Origin of the sequence: Candidatus Kuenenia sp. (assembly GCF_039794105.1) — a bacterium.
Classification (GTDB): Bacteria; Planctomycetota; Brocadiia; order Brocadiales; family Brocadiaceae; genus Kuenenia.
Map to the genome: position 1 here is coordinate 1 of NZ_JBDIWA010000050.1, position 14715 is coordinate 14715.

The 14715-nt window shown below is 40.9% G+C and carries 16 protein-coding genes, 1 tRNA gene and 1 pseudogene; 5 read left to right on the forward strand and 13 right to left on the reverse strand.

Features of this window, described 5'->3' with window-relative positions; genetic code table 11:
• Positions 1 to 70: 70 nt before the first annotated feature.
• The 4 genes from ABJL82_RS15620 to aroF form a co-directional block, all read right to left on the reverse strand.
• Complete coding sequence (locus ABJL82_RS15620; protein WP_347275635.1) at positions 71 to 1258, reverse strand: aminotransferase class I/II-fold pyridoxal phosphate-dependent enzyme; 1188 nt, start codon at positions 1256 to 1258, stop codon at positions 71 to 73.
• Between the two features lie 27 nt (positions 1259 to 1285).
• Positions 1286 to 1786: a pyridoxamine 5'-phosphate oxidase family protein gene (locus ABJL82_RS15625; protein WP_347275636.1), complete on the reverse strand. Its 501-nt coding sequence runs from the start codon at positions 1784 to 1786 to the stop codon at positions 1286 to 1288.
• Between the two features lie 97 nt (positions 1787 to 1883).
• Complete coding sequence (locus tag ABJL82_RS15630) at positions 1884 to 2138, reverse strand: hypothetical protein (RefSeq protein ID WP_347275637.1); 255 nt, start codon at positions 2136 to 2138, stop codon at positions 1884 to 1886.
• A gap of 58 nt (positions 2139 to 2196) precedes the next feature.
• Positions 2197 to 3213: a 3-deoxy-7-phosphoheptulonate synthase gene (gene aroF / locus ABJL82_RS15635; protein ID WP_347275638.1), complete on the reverse strand. Its 1017-nt coding sequence runs from the start codon at positions 3211 to 3213 to the stop codon at positions 2197 to 2199.
• Between the two features lie 475 nt (positions 3214 to 3688).
• Here aroF and ABJL82_RS15640 point away from each other — a divergent pair, with 475 nt between their 5' ends.
• The 3 genes from ABJL82_RS15640 (at position 3689) to speY (ending at position 6601) form a co-directional block, all read left to right on the forward strand.
• Entirely contained in the window at positions 3689 to 4024 is a 336-nt protein-coding gene (locus ABJL82_RS15640; RefSeq protein WP_347275639.1) for a hypothetical protein, read from the forward strand.
• A 137-nt stretch (positions 4025 to 4161) separates the two neighbouring features.
• Complete coding sequence (locus ABJL82_RS15645; protein WP_347275640.1) at positions 4162 to 5217, forward strand: glycosyltransferase family 9 protein; 1056 nt, start codon at positions 4162 to 4164, stop codon at positions 5215 to 5217.
• A gap of 289 nt (positions 5218 to 5506) precedes the next feature.
• Positions 5507 to 6601 carry a deoxyhypusine synthase gene (speY, locus tag ABJL82_RS15650; protein ID WP_347275641.1) on the forward strand — a complete coding sequence of 365 codons (1095 nt, stop codon included), beginning with the start codon at positions 5507 to 5509 and terminating at the stop codon, positions 6599 to 6601.
• Between the two features lie 34 nt (positions 6602 to 6635).
• On the opposite strand, the gene cobI is transcribed toward speY, so the two are convergent.
• The 7 genes from cobI to dusB all read right to left on the reverse strand — a co-directional run bounded on the left by cobI (position 6636) and on the right by dusB (position 11972).
• Entirely contained in the window at positions 6636 to 7358 is a 723-nt protein-coding gene (gene cobI, locus ABJL82_RS15655) for a precorrin-2 C(20)-methyltransferase (protein ID WP_347275642.1), read from the reverse strand.
• 84 nt (positions 7359 to 7442) lie between these two features.
• Positions 7443 to 7604: a type II toxin-antitoxin system HicA family toxin gene (locus ABJL82_RS15660; RefSeq protein WP_347275643.1), complete on the reverse strand. Its 162-nt coding sequence runs from the start codon at positions 7602 to 7604 to the stop codon at positions 7443 to 7445.
• Positions 7605 to 7626: 22 nt separating this feature from the next.
• Positions 7627 to 7839 (reverse strand): type II toxin-antitoxin system HicB family antitoxin, encoded by a 213-nt coding sequence (locus ABJL82_RS15665; RefSeq protein WP_347275644.1) that lies wholly within the window; start codon positions 7837 to 7839, stop codon positions 7627 to 7629.
• A gap of 91 nt (positions 7840 to 7930) precedes the next feature.
• Positions 7931 to 8581, reverse strand: coding sequence for a precorrin-6y C5,15-methyltransferase (decarboxylating) subunit CbiE (gene cbiE, locus ABJL82_RS15670; protein ID WP_347275645.1), 651 nt, complete (start codon positions 8579 to 8581; stop codon positions 7931 to 7933).
• Positions 8566 to 9639 carry a cobalt-precorrin-5B (C(1))-methyltransferase CbiD gene (cbiD, locus tag ABJL82_RS15675; RefSeq protein ID WP_347275646.1) on the reverse strand — a complete coding sequence of 358 codons (1074 nt, stop codon included), beginning with the start codon at positions 9637 to 9639 and terminating at the stop codon, positions 8566 to 8568. The genes cbiE and cbiD overlap by 16 nt, the downstream gene beginning before the upstream one ends.
• Before the next feature lie 36 nt (positions 9640 to 9675).
• Entirely contained in the window at positions 9676 to 10689 is a 1014-nt protein-coding gene (locus ABJL82_RS15680; RefSeq protein ID WP_347275647.1) for a precorrin-8X methylmutase, read from the reverse strand.
• A 314-nt stretch (positions 10690 to 11003) separates the two neighbouring features.
• A complete protein-coding gene (dusB, locus tag ABJL82_RS15685; RefSeq protein ID WP_347275648.1) occupies positions 11004 to 11972 on the reverse strand; it encodes a tRNA dihydrouridine synthase DusB in 969 nt (322 codons plus the stop codon).
• Positions 11973 to 12224: 252 nt separating this feature from the next.
• On the opposite strand from dusB, the gene ubiE reads away from it, so the two are divergent.
• Together ubiE and ABJL82_RS15695 are read left to right on the forward strand one after the other, a co-directional pair.
• Positions 12225 to 12953, forward strand: coding sequence for a bifunctional demethylmenaquinone methyltransferase/2-methoxy-6-polyprenyl-1,4-benzoquinol methylase UbiE (ubiE, locus tag ABJL82_RS15690; protein ID WP_347275649.1), 729 nt, complete (start codon positions 12225 to 12227; stop codon positions 12951 to 12953).
• A 504-nt stretch (positions 12954 to 13457) separates the two neighbouring features.
• A tRNA-Gln gene (locus ABJL82_RS15695) sits at positions 13458 to 13531 on the forward strand.
• 114 nt (positions 13532 to 13645) lie between these two features.
• Here the strand turns inward: ABJL82_RS15695 and ABJL82_RS15700 are convergent.
• Positions 13646 to 13832: pseudogene (locus ABJL82_RS15700) on the reverse strand (type II toxin-antitoxin system HicA family toxin).
• Positions 13829 to 14053, reverse strand: coding sequence for a type II toxin-antitoxin system HicB family antitoxin (locus ABJL82_RS15705; protein WP_347275650.1), 225 nt, complete (start codon positions 14051 to 14053; stop codon positions 13829 to 13831). Before ABJL82_RS15705 ends, ABJL82_RS15700 begins: the two are co-directional and overlap by 4 nt.
• Positions 14054 to 14715 lie beyond the last annotated feature (662 nt).

Genomic DNA, 14715 nt, shown 5'->3' on the forward strand with positions numbered 1-14715 from the left:
CAACATTAAACTATGTGTTCAGATTACAAACCTGAACCCGCCAAGCATTGTGTCACTAATTTCCCTATCATTATATAATTTTTGATAGTTGTTCCTCTATCCGCTTTGCAGCCTTTTTTGTATCTTCGATACCGGGAACCAACGCGAATCGGACATATCCCTCACCTGGATTTATACTGCTTTCCGTTTTATCACTGATCCATCCCCCCGGCGTAGTTACTATGGCGATGTCAGGAGAAAGAAGCTTTTTAGCAAATTCCACCGAACTCATTCCTTGCGGCACTTTCTGCCATAAATAGATGGTAGCATCAGGGGTGCAATCGGGAAGATTGATTTTTTTGAATGCGGCAACGAGCAGGTCTCTCTTCAGTTTATAATCAGCCCGCATTTCCACGACGTGTGTTTCGTCGCTCAATGCAGCGATTGCGCCATCCTGTATAAAGGTGGGCGTCCCTGAATCAATATTCGTTTTCACCTTTTTAAAAACATCTACAATCTTTTTGTCTCCTGCAACCCAGCCGATGCGGTAACACGTCATTGCGCTTCTTTTAGACAATGAATTAAAAACAATGACCCCCTCTTTTGCCACTTCAAGAATACTGTGCGGCGGTTCATTAAAATATATCTCACTGTATGCCTCATCCGATGCAACAATAATGTTATGCCTTTTGCCAAATTCCACTGCTTCTTTTAAATAAGACAACGGCGCAACCGCTCCTGTAGGGCTGTTCGGGTAATTGAGCCATAAAATCTTCGCCTTTTTGCATACCGCTGCCGGGATCGATTTCAAGTCCATAAGAAAATTATTTTCTTTCAGAAGCGGCACATAATAGGGTGTACCCTCGGCAAACAATGTTCCGCGCGTGTATGGAGGATATCCGGGAGTAGGGATTATTACATAGTCGCCGGGATCAATGAATCCTTCATGAAAGTTAAAAATCCCCTCTTTTGATCCGATTGTGGAAGAAATCTCAGTGGAGGGGTCTAACGTAACTCCGAATCTTTTCTTTGTCCATTGTGCGATTGTTTGCCTAAACTCGGCAGTACCAATATAGCTTGGGTATCCTGACGACTTACGCTTCGTTATCCCCTCCTGCGTCGCCTTGCGAATAATCTCAGGAGTCGGAACTGTCGGGTCTCCTACTCCAAAATCAATCGGGATAACTCCCATTGCTCTCAACTTTTCAACTTCCTTATCTACCTCTGCAAACGCATAAGAGCCAATAGACTGTAATCTTTTTGAAACAGTAATCTCCATAATAATCTTTCCTCAATATTAAATTATTTACTTTTTTGCAGGATCGGCATACGCGGGTCTGGCGGGACTTCTCTTCGCAGTCATTTCACAGATCTGTATTTCGAGTACATTGGTCCTGTTCAGCGCTGCGTCGGAGAATGGGGTTTTAGGATTCTGTGGGGCGTATTTTTCAGCAAGCTTCTGTAAGGCATAATTCTTTTCTTCATAGTCAGTTACTTCCTTTATTGTGCCAAATAAAACTACTGAGCGATACGCAACAGAAGAAGCACACGTTGGTTGTTTCACAATTAGCTCTGCTACATCGTCAACTTCAAAGCAAACATTCCGGTTAATACGGATATTCTCCAGTTTTTTCCCTTCGTTTGCACAATGGAGAAATATTTTCAGCGCTTCACTGTCATAAGTAAAATTCATCGGTGTGATATAAGGGATTTCCCGGCAGCATGTACCTAGTCTGCCCGTTTTTACCTTTGTCAATATTTCATCAATTTCTTTTCGGTCCGTAATCTCTTTATCTCTTCTGCGCATAAGAAATCTGGTAATCCCCCGCCATGTAAAATATCACAGACTTACTGTGATTATGATGTCTTTAATCTCTTACACTGCATTTGCATACGTAGTACGATTAAAACTTATCTTCATCCTCATCTTCAAAATCTTCATCTTCATCCTCAAAATCTTCGTCTTCATCATTGAAATCATGAACTTCTGACATCATTGCTGCCGTGCTGGATATGAGCGAACTCATAGATTGGCAAAGCAAATGAACAATCTCGGCTTGAGTTTTTCGTTCATTGCTATCTTTCGCTTTGCGCATTTCTTTCAAACTGTGCAATGTTTCATTTGAGAGTTGTTCTACTACTTTTTCAATATATTCCATACTACGGTTCCTTTTAAAAAAAATGGATAATAAATCACAACAAGGTCTGACTATTACTTTAAATCTCTCTTCCTACTGCCCTGGCAACAGGTTTCATCTCCTCCATCAGTTGCGCAAAAGCATCAAGATCAATTGTTTGCGGTCCGTCCACAAACGATTTTTCAGGGTCCGGGTGTGTTTCTATAATTAAACCATCTGCGCCAACCGCAATGGCCCCCTTCGACATGGGGTTCACAAGGGAGCGTTTTCCAGTACCATGGCTGGGATCAACAATAACAGGTAAATGTGTCATTTCTTTCAGTACCGGCACAATGCTCAACGACAAGGTGAAGCGCGTAAACGTCTCAAATGTTCTAATCCCCCTCTCACACAAAATCACGTTGGGATTGTTTTGTGATAATATGTATTCCGCTGCAAGCAGAAATTCATCATGAGTCGCCGACATACCTCGTTTTAAGATTACCGGCTTTCCGGACTCACCGACCGCCCGCAAAAGCAGGAAATTTTGCATATTGCGGGTTCCTACTTGCAATATGTCACTATATTTGCTCACCAATTTAACATGCTCAGGGGTAAGAATTTCTGTAACAATCGGCAACCCCGTAACATCACGGGCATGGGCCATGTGTATCAAACCCTCCTCCATAAGGCCCTGGAACGTGTACGGATTGCTTCTGGGTTTAAAAGCACCTCCCCGTATTGCGGTAGCGCCTGCATCTTTCACCCTCTTTGCAATCTCAACGATCTGCTCCTTGCTCTCTATCGCACATGGACCCGCTATTACCGCAATCTTTTCCCCCCCGATAGTTTTGCCATTTGGCAGGTGTATTATCGTATTAAAATCCTTCCCCTCCCTGCTTGCCAGCTTATAAGGCGCTAATATAGGAACGCTCTTTTCCACCCCTGGCAATACATCCCAAAAATCCTGCGGCAAAATGCGTTCATCACCAATTACCGCAATCACATTCCTGTTTGTTCCCTGTAAAAGAACGCCTTTTAAGCCGGTCTTCTCAATTTCTTTAAGGACATGAGCAACCTCTTCTTTTGTCGACTCAGCCTTCATCACAATAATCATTGGCTTATACCCCCAACCATAATTCTATAGGCAAAAAAAAACCCTAAAACCGTTAGTTTTAGGGTAACAAATCAATCTTTTTATACAATACCCAACCCTAAGAACACCTAATTCTATAGTAAAAATAGTTAAAATACATATTTATCCCCCATATGTTTATGAATCTCAAAAAGCTAACATATTGATATATTTAATGTCAAGATTATTTTGAGGTCAAGTAATGCGGTAAAATTCCAATGCCCAAATCACAAAATCCGTAACATTTTGATTGCGGCTTTGCCGCTCTATGAAATTTTCTGTTATTCTTTTGTTACAATTTGGAAATGCTCCCCCTCTCTTAATGTTTATCGGCTTGCTATCGAGAAAATTCTTGACCTGCGAAGCAAATTCACATAGGATTTTATTTTAGATGAAGATACATAATGAAGGTACTTAATACAGAAAAAGCATTACCCCTTAACAAAGGAGAAACGAAATGGCTAAAGTTAAATGCCCCGGTAGTATAAGAAATGCTACCCCTACACCAATCGACCGGAAATGTCATAATTGCGGCTGTGATGTTGAAATGTGGAGTGACGAGGAAAAGGCAGATTGCCCGAAATGCGGAACTACCATATTTAAAGACAAGGTGCCCACCTGTGTTGAATGGTGCAGTTCTGCCGAAGAGTGCATGGGTGACATACTCGATGTGAAAAAAATCAAAGAAGAAGCCAGAAAACGAGCAGAAAAAGACGGAGACCCTAAGTTTGTAGAAAAGGTTTCTGAAATGATAAAGAAGAAGAGGGAAGAGAAGGGATGTGACTCTGAATAAATTAAACTTATTTCACTTTGCTTCCTAAGCTGGCATAGCCAGAACCAAACAAGCATGAAATGAGAGATACGAAAGATGCACTTGTTTAGAATTTCAAATCATTTTGTCATTAGAATTTGCTTCGGATTTCGAACTTTGTGTTTCGGATTTCACCATTAAATATTTTGTCAAAAAATGCAAAGAAATTGCCGCCAGAAAAACACATACTTATCATACGGCCTTGCGCTATCGGCGACCTTATTATTACCTTACCCGCCCTGCATGCTTTGCGAGAATACTTTCCAAACGCATACATTGAAATTATGGGCTATCCCTCATATCTGGAAATCGTTAATGGCCGTTTCTATGCCAATGCCTTGAGCAGATTTGACCAGTCAGATGTTTCATCATTATTCAGAAAAAATGCGTTGCTCCCCGATACGTTAATAAAAAGATTTTCAAAATTTGATTTAATCATTGCGTTTGTTCCTGAGAAGGATACTGTTTTCTCCGAAAATCTTAAAAAATCCGGGGCACGAAAGGTTCTTTGCTATGATCCTTGCCCCAATAATTCAGAACCAATTCATATCATCAATCATTTTCTGAATTTCCTGAAATTATTGGAAATACAATATTCAAACACTTCGCCAATTGTATACCTGAGCGAAGAAGACCTGAAAGCAGGAAGGGGGTTTTTTAGCGACAACGCCCCCGATGCCGGACAAAAAACAATAGCAATCCATCCCGGAAGCGGCAGTATCCACAAATCATGGCCCTTCATAAATTACACTTCAATAATTCATTGGTTAATAGAACGTCTTAACGCACAAATTTTTATTATTAAGGGGCCGGCAGATACTGTGGTTGCCAAAAATGCCGGTAATTTGCCAAAAAACAATATTTCTATAATCGATAATCAACCACTGCCAAAACTCGCCGCAATATTACAACAATGCGACCTCTTTATTGGCAATGATTCCGGCATCACCCACCTGGCCGCAGCAATGGGAATTTCTACGCTGTCAATATTTGGCCCTACCGATCCTGCAGTATGGGGTCCTCGCGGAAAATCGGTTAACATATGTTACCGCCCAACATCGTGCCGCCCTTGTTCTGATGAAGTAAGAAAAGCCTGTTTTCCGAAAATATGTCTGGAATCTATTACTACCGAAAATATACAAAAAGAAATCCTGCGCTCTCTCCCAATGTTGTAATCATAGAAGATGAAGCCTTTTTCAAAAAAACCAAAGAGTTGCCACATTTTTTATTATTCAATTGACTCAACTGGCACTGTGATATATATTTTATCACTCTTTGCAGTGTAGGTTGTGCTTTTAGACGCCTTTAGACGCATGCAATGCGTCTCTACAGATGCTGTGATATATATTTTACCGCTCTTCACCCCTACTTTTTCAAAAAACCATATTATTACGGATTAGGTACGATAGTTTATTGTAAATATTTTTCATAAGAAACCTTAACAAAAATAAAGAGTCTTCAACTATGCCTGATAAAACAAAACGAACGAACCAGTGTCAATTACAAAAAAAATATTTATGCAAACCGCAAATACTTCCGCAATTTCTGAAGAAGGGGATGAGCGTTAGTGATCTCGTTGATGTATTTAGCCACTCTGGGGCATTTAATGCAGGAAGACTCGCGGAGGCCTGCAAGCTTTACTGCCATATGCTTAGCAAAGATGTTACCGTCGGTGTAACGCTCTCCGGCGCAATGACCCCCACTGGCATGGGCGGAACTCTCATAAGCCTTATGGAAAAAGGATTTGTTGATTTCATTATCTCTACCGGCGCCAACCTCTACCATGATCTTCACTTTGCCTTAAATTTGCCCATTCACCAGGGAGATTTCCGGGTGGATGATACCGAATTATATCATGCGGGTATTGAACGAATTTATGATATTTTTATCACCGATGAACTGCTCCTGAAGACCGACAAATTTATCCAGGACGTAACAAAGGGGATTTCAAATACTGAACCTATTTCTACTGCTGATTTTCATTATCTGCTAGGGAAGGCGGTTCTCTCCGAAACGTCGTCGCCGCAATTGAGTTTTGTGGCACAGGCAGCGAAATATAATGTACCTGTCTTCGTTTCATCACCGGGAGATTCATCCATCGGCATGAATTTGTCGTATCTGAAATTACAAGGAAACAATCTTGTAATCGATACCGACATTGATGTAATTCAATCCACTGCTATCGTATTTAACAGCAAATTAAATGGCGTAGTAAGCATTGGAGGCGGTTCGCCAAAAAACTTCTATATGCAAACCCAGCCGACCCTTGCTCAAATACTCGATATAAATAAGGGGGGGCATGACTATTTTATTCAGATTACCACCGATGCGCCTCAATGGGGAGGACTTTCCGGGGCAACGCCTACTGAAGCTATTTCGTGGGGCAAAATGCGGATAGAAGAGATAAAGAACCACGTAGTTGTCTATTGTGACGCAACAATTGCAACGCCAATACTTGCCTCTTATGCATTATCAAAGGCAAAGGCACGCAAGAAAAAGCATTTGTATAAACAGTTGCCGCAATACGTAAACGAATTGAAAAAACACATAAAGAAATAACCGCTTGTTAAGGAAACAATGATTCCCTTTTCTATCAACCGATAGAAGTATTGCTGTTTTTCCTTACTATCATAACCGACAAGTACCCTCTGCCGCTTCCTTTTAGTGACAAGAGATCGCAGGTTACAAAGGCATTTTTTTGTCCGATATACGATGCAAAAAGGCCATTTCCGGTAAGTCCCATATCATCCAGCAAGAATAGAACTTCATCCAGTTTCTTTGCAACCTTCATCAAAACTACGGTGTCGAACAATTCCAAAACAGGCCTTAACGAGGCAACATCCTCCGGCACAGGTATCACTGCCAGCTTATCATCTCCGGTCAGCAGGGGAAAGTTTCCAAAACATGCTGCGGCATTATAAGATGTAATTCCGGGAATTGTGTGAATAACCTCACTTGGCAGGAGCGCACCAAGATGACGCAAAAGATATATGTAAGTGCTGAATGTCATCGGATCCCCAAGCGTTAAATATACAACCTCATGTCCTTTCAAAACTTCATCACGCACTTCTTCCGCCGATTTTTTCCATGCCGCATCAAGAATATTTTTCTCTTTTGTCATGGGATAAATCTGTGTCACAATTTTTTTCAACCCTACATAATCCGCTACTATCTGCAACGCCAGACTTTCCTCTTTTGTATCGGATTTAGGCACAAAAATACAATCCGCATTGCGTATGGTATTTACTGCCTTGATCGTCAACAGTTCCGGATCTCCAGGACCAAGCCCGATTCCATAAAAATTACCTGTCTTCATTTTTTTATAAATGCCATAACATAGTTAACGACCTAAATCAACGACGGCGTTTTACGCTGTCCGCTGGATTTGATTGTTAGGGTTTTACTTCATTGGTTTTATACCGAGATCTTTGCATATTTTTCTTGCAAGGTTATCATTGATTTCTGTATGTCGTGGTACGGACGAACGTTTGTTTAGAATTGGATTCCACCACCATGAATGACGACTGCCTTCTCGGAGAAATTCACATCCCTGTGACCGCAAAACATTAGCAGGTCATTGCGTTTCATATAGCAATTTTTTCTTCCACATATCCCATTCCTACAGCAGCAAGTGCATCTTTACGATTAAATTCTATAGCTTCTTTTAGGGTAACCCTAAGACTTTCAATTAATTCTTCATGGGTATGTTCCTGGCAGTTTACCCCTGGTATTTCCCCTACCCATCCAATCCACCAATCGCCTTCTTGCTTTATAACAGCGGTATATTCTGTGTTCATAATTTATCCCCCTTTCAAATAAGTAACTATACCTTAAAATCCACTAACTCGAGTATCTATTTTATTGCCATAACAATCTGTAAATATTTATTCAACTACCTGTTTTTTTAATAATTACCACAGAAGATCCATTTGTACTAAGATTCATTGCAGATTGTATCGTTTTTTCATGAACTGTCTCATTGGAAAGGGAAAGATTCTCGCAAATAAACATCCGCCTTTTAACAATTCCCGCATCCATCAGCTTGCATGCAATCCTTGCAGGCGTATTCACTTTATCCGTTAAAACAGCAACCTTATCGTAATCTTTCACTTTTTTAATAAGCTCTTTATATCCCGAACTTCTTCCGTGGACACTCACAAACGCCGCATCTTCCCAGCTCTCGCCGATGGCGGCAAACGCCAATTGTATACTGCTCAACCCGGGAATAATAATACAGGATGCCCGTCCGAATTTTTTTACAATCATTTTCGTGTAACTAAAAAAACAGGGGTCGCCGCTTACGAGGACAACCACCTGCCTGGTGAAACTCCAATGCGCTATTTTTTTCAATAAAAGCTTATAGTTTTTTTCAATAATAATTCTTTTAGCGCCGGTATCGGGAAACAGTTTTAGCAACCGCCTGCTGCCAACAAGAATATCTGCCTTTTTAATATTATATAACGCCTTTGGGGTAATATATGATTTTAGCCCTGGTCCGCAACCGACGATAATAACGCTATTTCTCAGTTCTTCCGCCATTTTCCCGCGCTCTCCGACCTTCCCACCACAGAACCCTTCATATCAAACAATACTACACCCACGGACACCTTGCGATGTAAATATACAAGCACCTTCTCTTCAATTTTATCCGCAACACTATCCATTACATATAATGAGTTATTTTTACTCAATAATTCCAGAATCCCTTCTACGGTTGCAGCTTCATTAAGGTTACTAAGCATCTGCTGTGTGCGGCATACCGATTTTACATGGTCAATTAAAATATCATTTGCCGGACGTGAAACGGAACTGTGCGTATTAAAATCATCTCTGAGCAATTTGGCGAGTTTGCCTGGATGTCCGGCAAGCATAACACGTTCAAATCCCCTGTCTTTTACCGCATTCAGCATAAAACCAACATGATTACTCATTTGAACAATCTTGTCCTTTTCAATGCAGAAATAAGCCGACACGGCACGTTCACCCAGATTCCCCGGAACTAATACAACCTCTTTATACCCTAACCCTTTTGCAATATCAAGCCCGCACAGGAGAGACGTTTTTAGTGCTTCGTCTGACATGGGACGCACAATGCCTGTAGTCCCGAGAATAGAAATACCCCCTACAATGCCCAGTTTCGGATTAAAGGTCTTTTCCGCGAGTCTTTCACCATCAGGAACGGAAATAATTACCTTTGCCCCACTATGGTGTCCAATCACTTCACGTACTGCATCCTCAATCATGCGTCCAGGCACGGGATTTATTGCCGCCCGCCCTACAGGAGACTGTAATCCCGGCTTAGTTACACGACCAACACCAACTCCGCCGTCAATTTCTATTGTTAGGGCACAACTTCGCTCTACCCATGCATGTACAAAACAGCCATTCGTTACGTCAGGGTCGTCTCCCGCGTCCTTTTGAACGGCACATTCCGCTGATACTGAAGATACTTGTTTATGGTAAATTTTAAGTTTGAGTTTTGTACCCGCCGGCGTGTCAATCTCTATCTCATCAGGAATATTTCCCTTCCACAACCCTATAGCCGCCGCCTTAGCAGCCGCCGTAGCACAACTTCCCGTAGTATACCCAGATCTCATATCCTGTCCCGGCCTACTATTGTTAAAAGATATAATTTACCGTGCCTTCTTCGCCAATTCAATGACAGCGTTAATGATAGCCACAGCCACTGCGCTCCCCCCTTTACGGTTATCATTGGTAATATAAGGTATGGATATCTGTTTTAATGCCGCCTTTGCTTCAACCGCGCCTACAAATCCTACAGGGATACCAATTACCAGCGCCGGTTTCGCCTTGTCCTTTTTTATTAAATCAATAAGTTCAAACAAGGCGGTTGGCGCGTTGCCGATTACCACAACCCCCCCCTGCATTTCATCAAGTGAAAACTGCATGGCAATCATCGCACGGGTTTTTCCCGATCGTTTTGCCTCATCAGCAACCAAATTGTCGTCAATCTTACAGACCAATTTTCCTCCAAAATTTTCAACAGGTTTTTTACTGATCCCCGCTTTCACCATATTTACATCTGTAATGATGTTTTTCCCCTCCTTTAGAGCTTTTATTCCAGCTTCAACCGCATTGGAAGAAAATAGTAAATTGTACGCATATTCCGTATCGCCGGTAGCATGAATTGCGCGTTGTATTACAGGTCTATGTAATTCAGGGATATTTTCGAGATTAACGAGTTTATCGATGATCTCAAAACTTTCATCGATAATTAATTGCGGCTGTTCCAACCGCCCTTTCTCACCAAATTGTCTTTCCACCAGTTTTTCATGGATACGGTCTGCCGCAATTAATGCAATTCGTTCATCCGCTCCGATATTATTGGTATAGATAAATTCCACCTCCGGATATTTCGCTCTCCCCTTTTCCAGCATTTCGGGAATGTCTTTAAATACATGATTCCCCTTAAAAAGAAGCAGCGGAACTACTACAATCCGCTCCATTCCATTTGCCACTGTTTTCTCAACCACCTCATCCAATCCAGGTTTTGCCAGTTGCAAAAATGCCGGTTCAACCATGTCCCAACGATTCATTGCACGAAGCATATCCGCTATTTTCAACAAGCCTTCATTGCCACTGCTTATTTTACTACCATGAGAAATGATTATAACACCTGTTTTCATTATCAATAACCTTCTTTAAAAACCTTGAAAATACTTTTATCCATCTGGCTGCCTTTGGCAGCGACTTTATTCTGTTGTTGATGTTAATGCAAAGACGCATGCAATGTGTCTCTACAAAAATATTGAAATTACTACGCTGGCATAGCCAGAACCGAACAAGCAAGAAAACAGTCTGCAGTCCTCAATCCTCAATCTGCAGTTTGCCGACTGTAGATTGCCGACTGCCTACTGCAGAAGGAACAATTAGATATTTTGCCAAAAAGCGCAATGAAATTACTAATAATGAAGACCATATTAAGGTACTAAACGTTAAATCACGCGGCTTCATGCTTCGAATACCTGTTAAGATGCGCGGCAATGTACGAAATGATCTCTTCCGCGCTTTTACTCCTTACTATATAAGGGCGTAATTCTGTCGCTTTCGGCAGACCCACAATATACTTCACCGCATGTTTTCGAAAAAGTACTACCCCAATAGCATGGCCGTAATATTCTTTCATACAATCCAAGTGATACCGGATCATTTCAATTTTCTCGCTGCCCGAAATATTTTCTCTGTCTTTATATTGGAAAATCCATGGATGCCCGATTGCCGCCCTTCCAATCATTACCCCGTCACATGCCGTACGTTTTTTTATTTCTGCTATGTCTGCAACAGACCGCACGTCTCCATTCGCAATTACTGGAATTTTTACCGACTGTTTTACTTCAGCAATCGCATCCCAATCGGCGGCGCCTGAAAAATACTGAGACCTTGTACGGCCATGTACCGCAATGAGAGACGCTCCGTTTTCTTCCAGTATTCTGGACACTTCTAGATAATTTCGCGTTTTGTGATCCCATCCAAGACGAATTTTTCCAGTCACAGGCACTGATAAAGACCCGGTAAGATTATTAAACATTTTTGAGATCTTTGATGGATGTTTAAGCATCCCTGCCCCAGCACCCTTTCCGGCAATATCCGACACTGAACATCCCATATTGATATCAATAATATCAGGCCCCAATTGCTCTATCTTCTTACAGGCCTCTGTAATCTGGTATTCATCATTGCCAACCACCTGGAAGGTAACAGGCCGTTCTTCCTCTTTAAAATCAAGTAGTTTAAACGTCTTTTTATTATTCCACACTATACCAGACACGGAAACGACTTCCGTATAGCTCATAGACATGCCGAACCTGCGGCATATAAGCCTGTACGGCATATCAGAAAAACCGGCCATAGGCGCCAATATCAACTCGCCATATACGGGAACATTTCGTATGTAAAAACTCGGATTCATATTAAAAAAAACTGTACCACTTTAGTTCTATGAAAAATAATAGGGATTGTACCCATATTTCAATAACTTTCCAAATAATTTAAATGTTTTATTTTGACTTATATTTTGTTATATTTCGTTAGCATTTAGTTACAAGCCGGACACGGACAAACAAGTTTGTACATGCCACCCTGTTTTTAATCTGCGTAATCGTTCGACTGAGCTCACGACGAAGTCTGTGAAATCTGTGGTTACTTTAAATTATCATAATCTATGGTCTCTCAATCTGAATTATTAACCAAAAAAAGCGAACACATCCAGCGTATGTTTGGCTCCATCGCCGGTGTTTATGATCTTTTGAATACGATATTAAGTTTTAATTTCGACAAGAGTTGGCGGAAGTTTGCCGTTAGAGTCAGCAACGTTACGCCAGACGCACAAGTTTTGGATGTATGCACCGGAACCGGCGACCTTGCAATCGAATATTCTTTAAAACTAAATGACCGCGGCAAGGTGACAGGAAGCGATTTTTGCCGTGAAATGCTAGCGATAGCAAACAGAAAATTAAAAAAGAAACATGTATCAGATAAAGTAAACATCTTATGTGCGGACACCCTCCACCTGCCTTTCCATGACAACTACTTCCGGGTATCCTCCGTGGCGTTTGGGATAAGAAACGTTTCCGATTTAAAAGCGGGAATCAGTGAAATGGCAAGGGTAACCGCTCCGGGCGGGCGGGTAGTCATCCTTGAATTTTCACAACCAACAAACATCTTTTTCCGAAAAATGTATTATTTTTATTTCAAAAAGATACTCCCTTTTATTGGTAAAATCATCTCAAAGAGCAAGTGCAATGCCTATGCGTATTTACCATCGTCTGTGCTGAATTTTCCGGACAGATACGGACTAAAGGCACAGATGGAAGCGTGCGGCCTTGTTGATGTGAAAATCTATGCCAGGACATTGGGGATTGTGACTATCCATGTGGGGGAAAAACCCTGATAACACTATAGCGACATTTTTATTTCTTCATATGCAGAGTCGGCGCTGTTTACCGGGAATTGAGCTGTTACGAAGTACGATTTAAAATCTAAAATCGTGTAACACTTTAGTCTTTTGAAACTGGAAATTGTCATTTGTAGTGCGACGAGGTTCGTCGCACTACATGGTAGAGACAGGTTTCAAACCTGTCTCTACTTAGATATCTCAAGTGAGGAACGAGCCGCAACCGTTTATACCAAATGCTCCACCCCTACACTACTATACGGCAAGCAGCACTATTATTGGAATTTTTCAAAAAACTAAAGTGTTACAAAATCGTACTTCGTAAATCGTAAACCCAACATGGATGTTTCATTTTATGAATCAATGCGCTTGACACATCATGAAAGATTATGTAATATCTCTACTTGTAATTTGCCAATTGAATGATTAAGATGTTTTAGTTAAAGACAGTGTCTTCCTGCCACTGTCTTTTCATTTCCTCAAAATAACCATCCAATATACTGGGGAATAGTGTAACGGTAGCACAAGTGACTCTGGATCACTTTGTCGGGGTTCGAATCCCTGTTCCCCAGCCAATATTCACAAAGACTTATGACTTGAACAGCGTGTTCGCCCGTCTCGGGCGTTACACGCTGTTGGCTTAACGACCCAAAATCTCAAACTTGTTTTGGGTTAGGTGAAGCGCCTTGTTATGGCTTGGATATTCCTAAATCATTGCATATTCTTTTTGCCAGATTTTCATCAATCTCACGATGTCTTGGTACCGTTGAAACCTTCTTTTTCCATTCTATTTACATAAACCGTATGATTACCTCATTCACAAAGGAACTCACACCCATTCCTTTCTAAATGCCGAATCAAATCTTTTCGTTTCATGCAGAAAGCACACCAAATGTTTCTTTAATTATTTCCTTTCCTTTATTTTCGTCTTCTGTCAGTTGACGATTTGTTTCAAGAACCAACTGGACAGCTTCCACAAGATTTTCTTTCGTTTCTTCCAATGTTTCACCCTGCGTGTTTGCGCCTGGGAGTTCTTCAATGTATCCAATATAACCATGCGGTGATTTTTCAAATATTGCGGTTAAATTAATATTCATATTTCTCCTAACTTTTTTCTATTAAATAAAAGATCATTCTTGCAATTAATTAAAAAGTCCGCGTTAAGATTAATATCAAATGTAAAATGAAGATGTTTAATTACGTTCTATTTATTATATAACCACACTTCAAGCACTTGTACATTTTTCTTTTCATTAATAATCGCCAACCAATTGTACCACCTACTAGAGAACTTGCACCAATAAAAATGGAAACATCAAAACTCCTGATCTGGTGGAATTTGATTTGATACCAAATTAAATGTTTGCGAGTGGCAGGACGAACGTATCGCCTGCTCCATAAAACCTTGGAATTTTAGTTGCTTTCATAGATGACTCAGTTTTACACGCTCCACAATCAAGTTGCAAATTACTCATAATTGTACCTCCTCCATTTTGTGTTTACTTGCCATAACGTAGCACAGTTGAGCTGAAAGATGAAGTCCCTTCTGCCACAACATGGAAGAGGGATGGAGATCAAATCTTTATCAATTACATATTTGCTACCACTACGATTTCCGATTTGTCAATGGTAAACAGGCTGTCCGAGAATGCAAGTTTTCACAAATTTGCTTATAATTATTAGGGTAACAGGGTTGCAATGGCGAAAATGGACGATATAATTATAAGTAAAAATGAGAACAACAAATCCAAACCACATC

Bases quoted from the DNA above. Each gene is read 5' to 3' on its own strand.
- ABJL82_RS15630 (WP_347275637.1), bottom strand. From the start codon at position 2,138: ATGGAATATATTGAAAAAGTAGTAGAACAACTCTCAAATGAAACATTG.
- ABJL82_RS15680 (WP_347275647.1), bottom strand. From the start codon at position 10,689: ATGAAAACAGGTGTTATAATCATTTCTCATGGTAGTAAAATAAGCAGT.
- ubiE (WP_347275649.1), top strand. From the start codon at position 12,225: ATGGTCTCTCAATCTGAATTATTAACCAAAAAAAGCGAACACATCCAG.
- ABJL82_RS15705 (WP_347275650.1), bottom strand. From the start codon at position 14,053: ATGAATATTAATTTAACCGCAATATTTGAAAAATCACCGCATGGTTAT.
- cbiE (WP_347275645.1), bottom strand. From the start codon at position 8,581: ATGGCGGAAGAACTGAGAAATAGCGTTATTATCGTCGGTTGCGGACCA.
- aroF (WP_347275638.1), bottom strand. From the start codon at position 3,213: ATGATTATTGTGATGAAGGCTGAGTCGACAAAAGAAGAGGTTGCTCAT.
- dusB (WP_347275648.1), bottom strand. From the start codon at position 11,972: ATGAATCCGAGTTTTTACATACGAAATGTTCCCGTATATGGCGAGTTG.
- cbiD (WP_347275646.1), bottom strand. From the start codon at position 9,639: ATGAGATCTGGGTATACTACGGGAAGTTGTGCTACGGCGGCTGCTAAG.
- ABJL82_RS15625 (WP_347275636.1), bottom strand. From the start codon at position 1,786: ATGCGCAGAAGAGATAAAGAGATTACGGACCGAAAAGAAATTGATGAA.
- speY (WP_347275641.1), top strand. From the start codon at position 5,507: ATGCCTGATAAAACAAAACGAACGAACCAGTGTCAATTACAAAAAAAA.
- cobI (WP_347275642.1), bottom strand. From the start codon at position 7,358: ATGAAGACAGGTAATTTTTATGGAATCGGGCTTGGTCCTGGAGATCCG.
- ABJL82_RS15640 (WP_347275639.1), top strand. From the start codon at position 3,689: ATGGCTAAAGTTAAATGCCCCGGTAGTATAAGAAATGCTACCCCTACA.
- ABJL82_RS15620 (WP_347275635.1), bottom strand. From the start codon at position 1,258: ATGGAGATTACTGTTTCAAAAAGATTACAGTCTATTGGCTCTTATGCG.
- ABJL82_RS15665 (WP_347275644.1), bottom strand. From the start codon at position 7,839: ATGAACACAGAATATACCGCTGTTATAAAGCAAGAAGGCGATTGGTGG.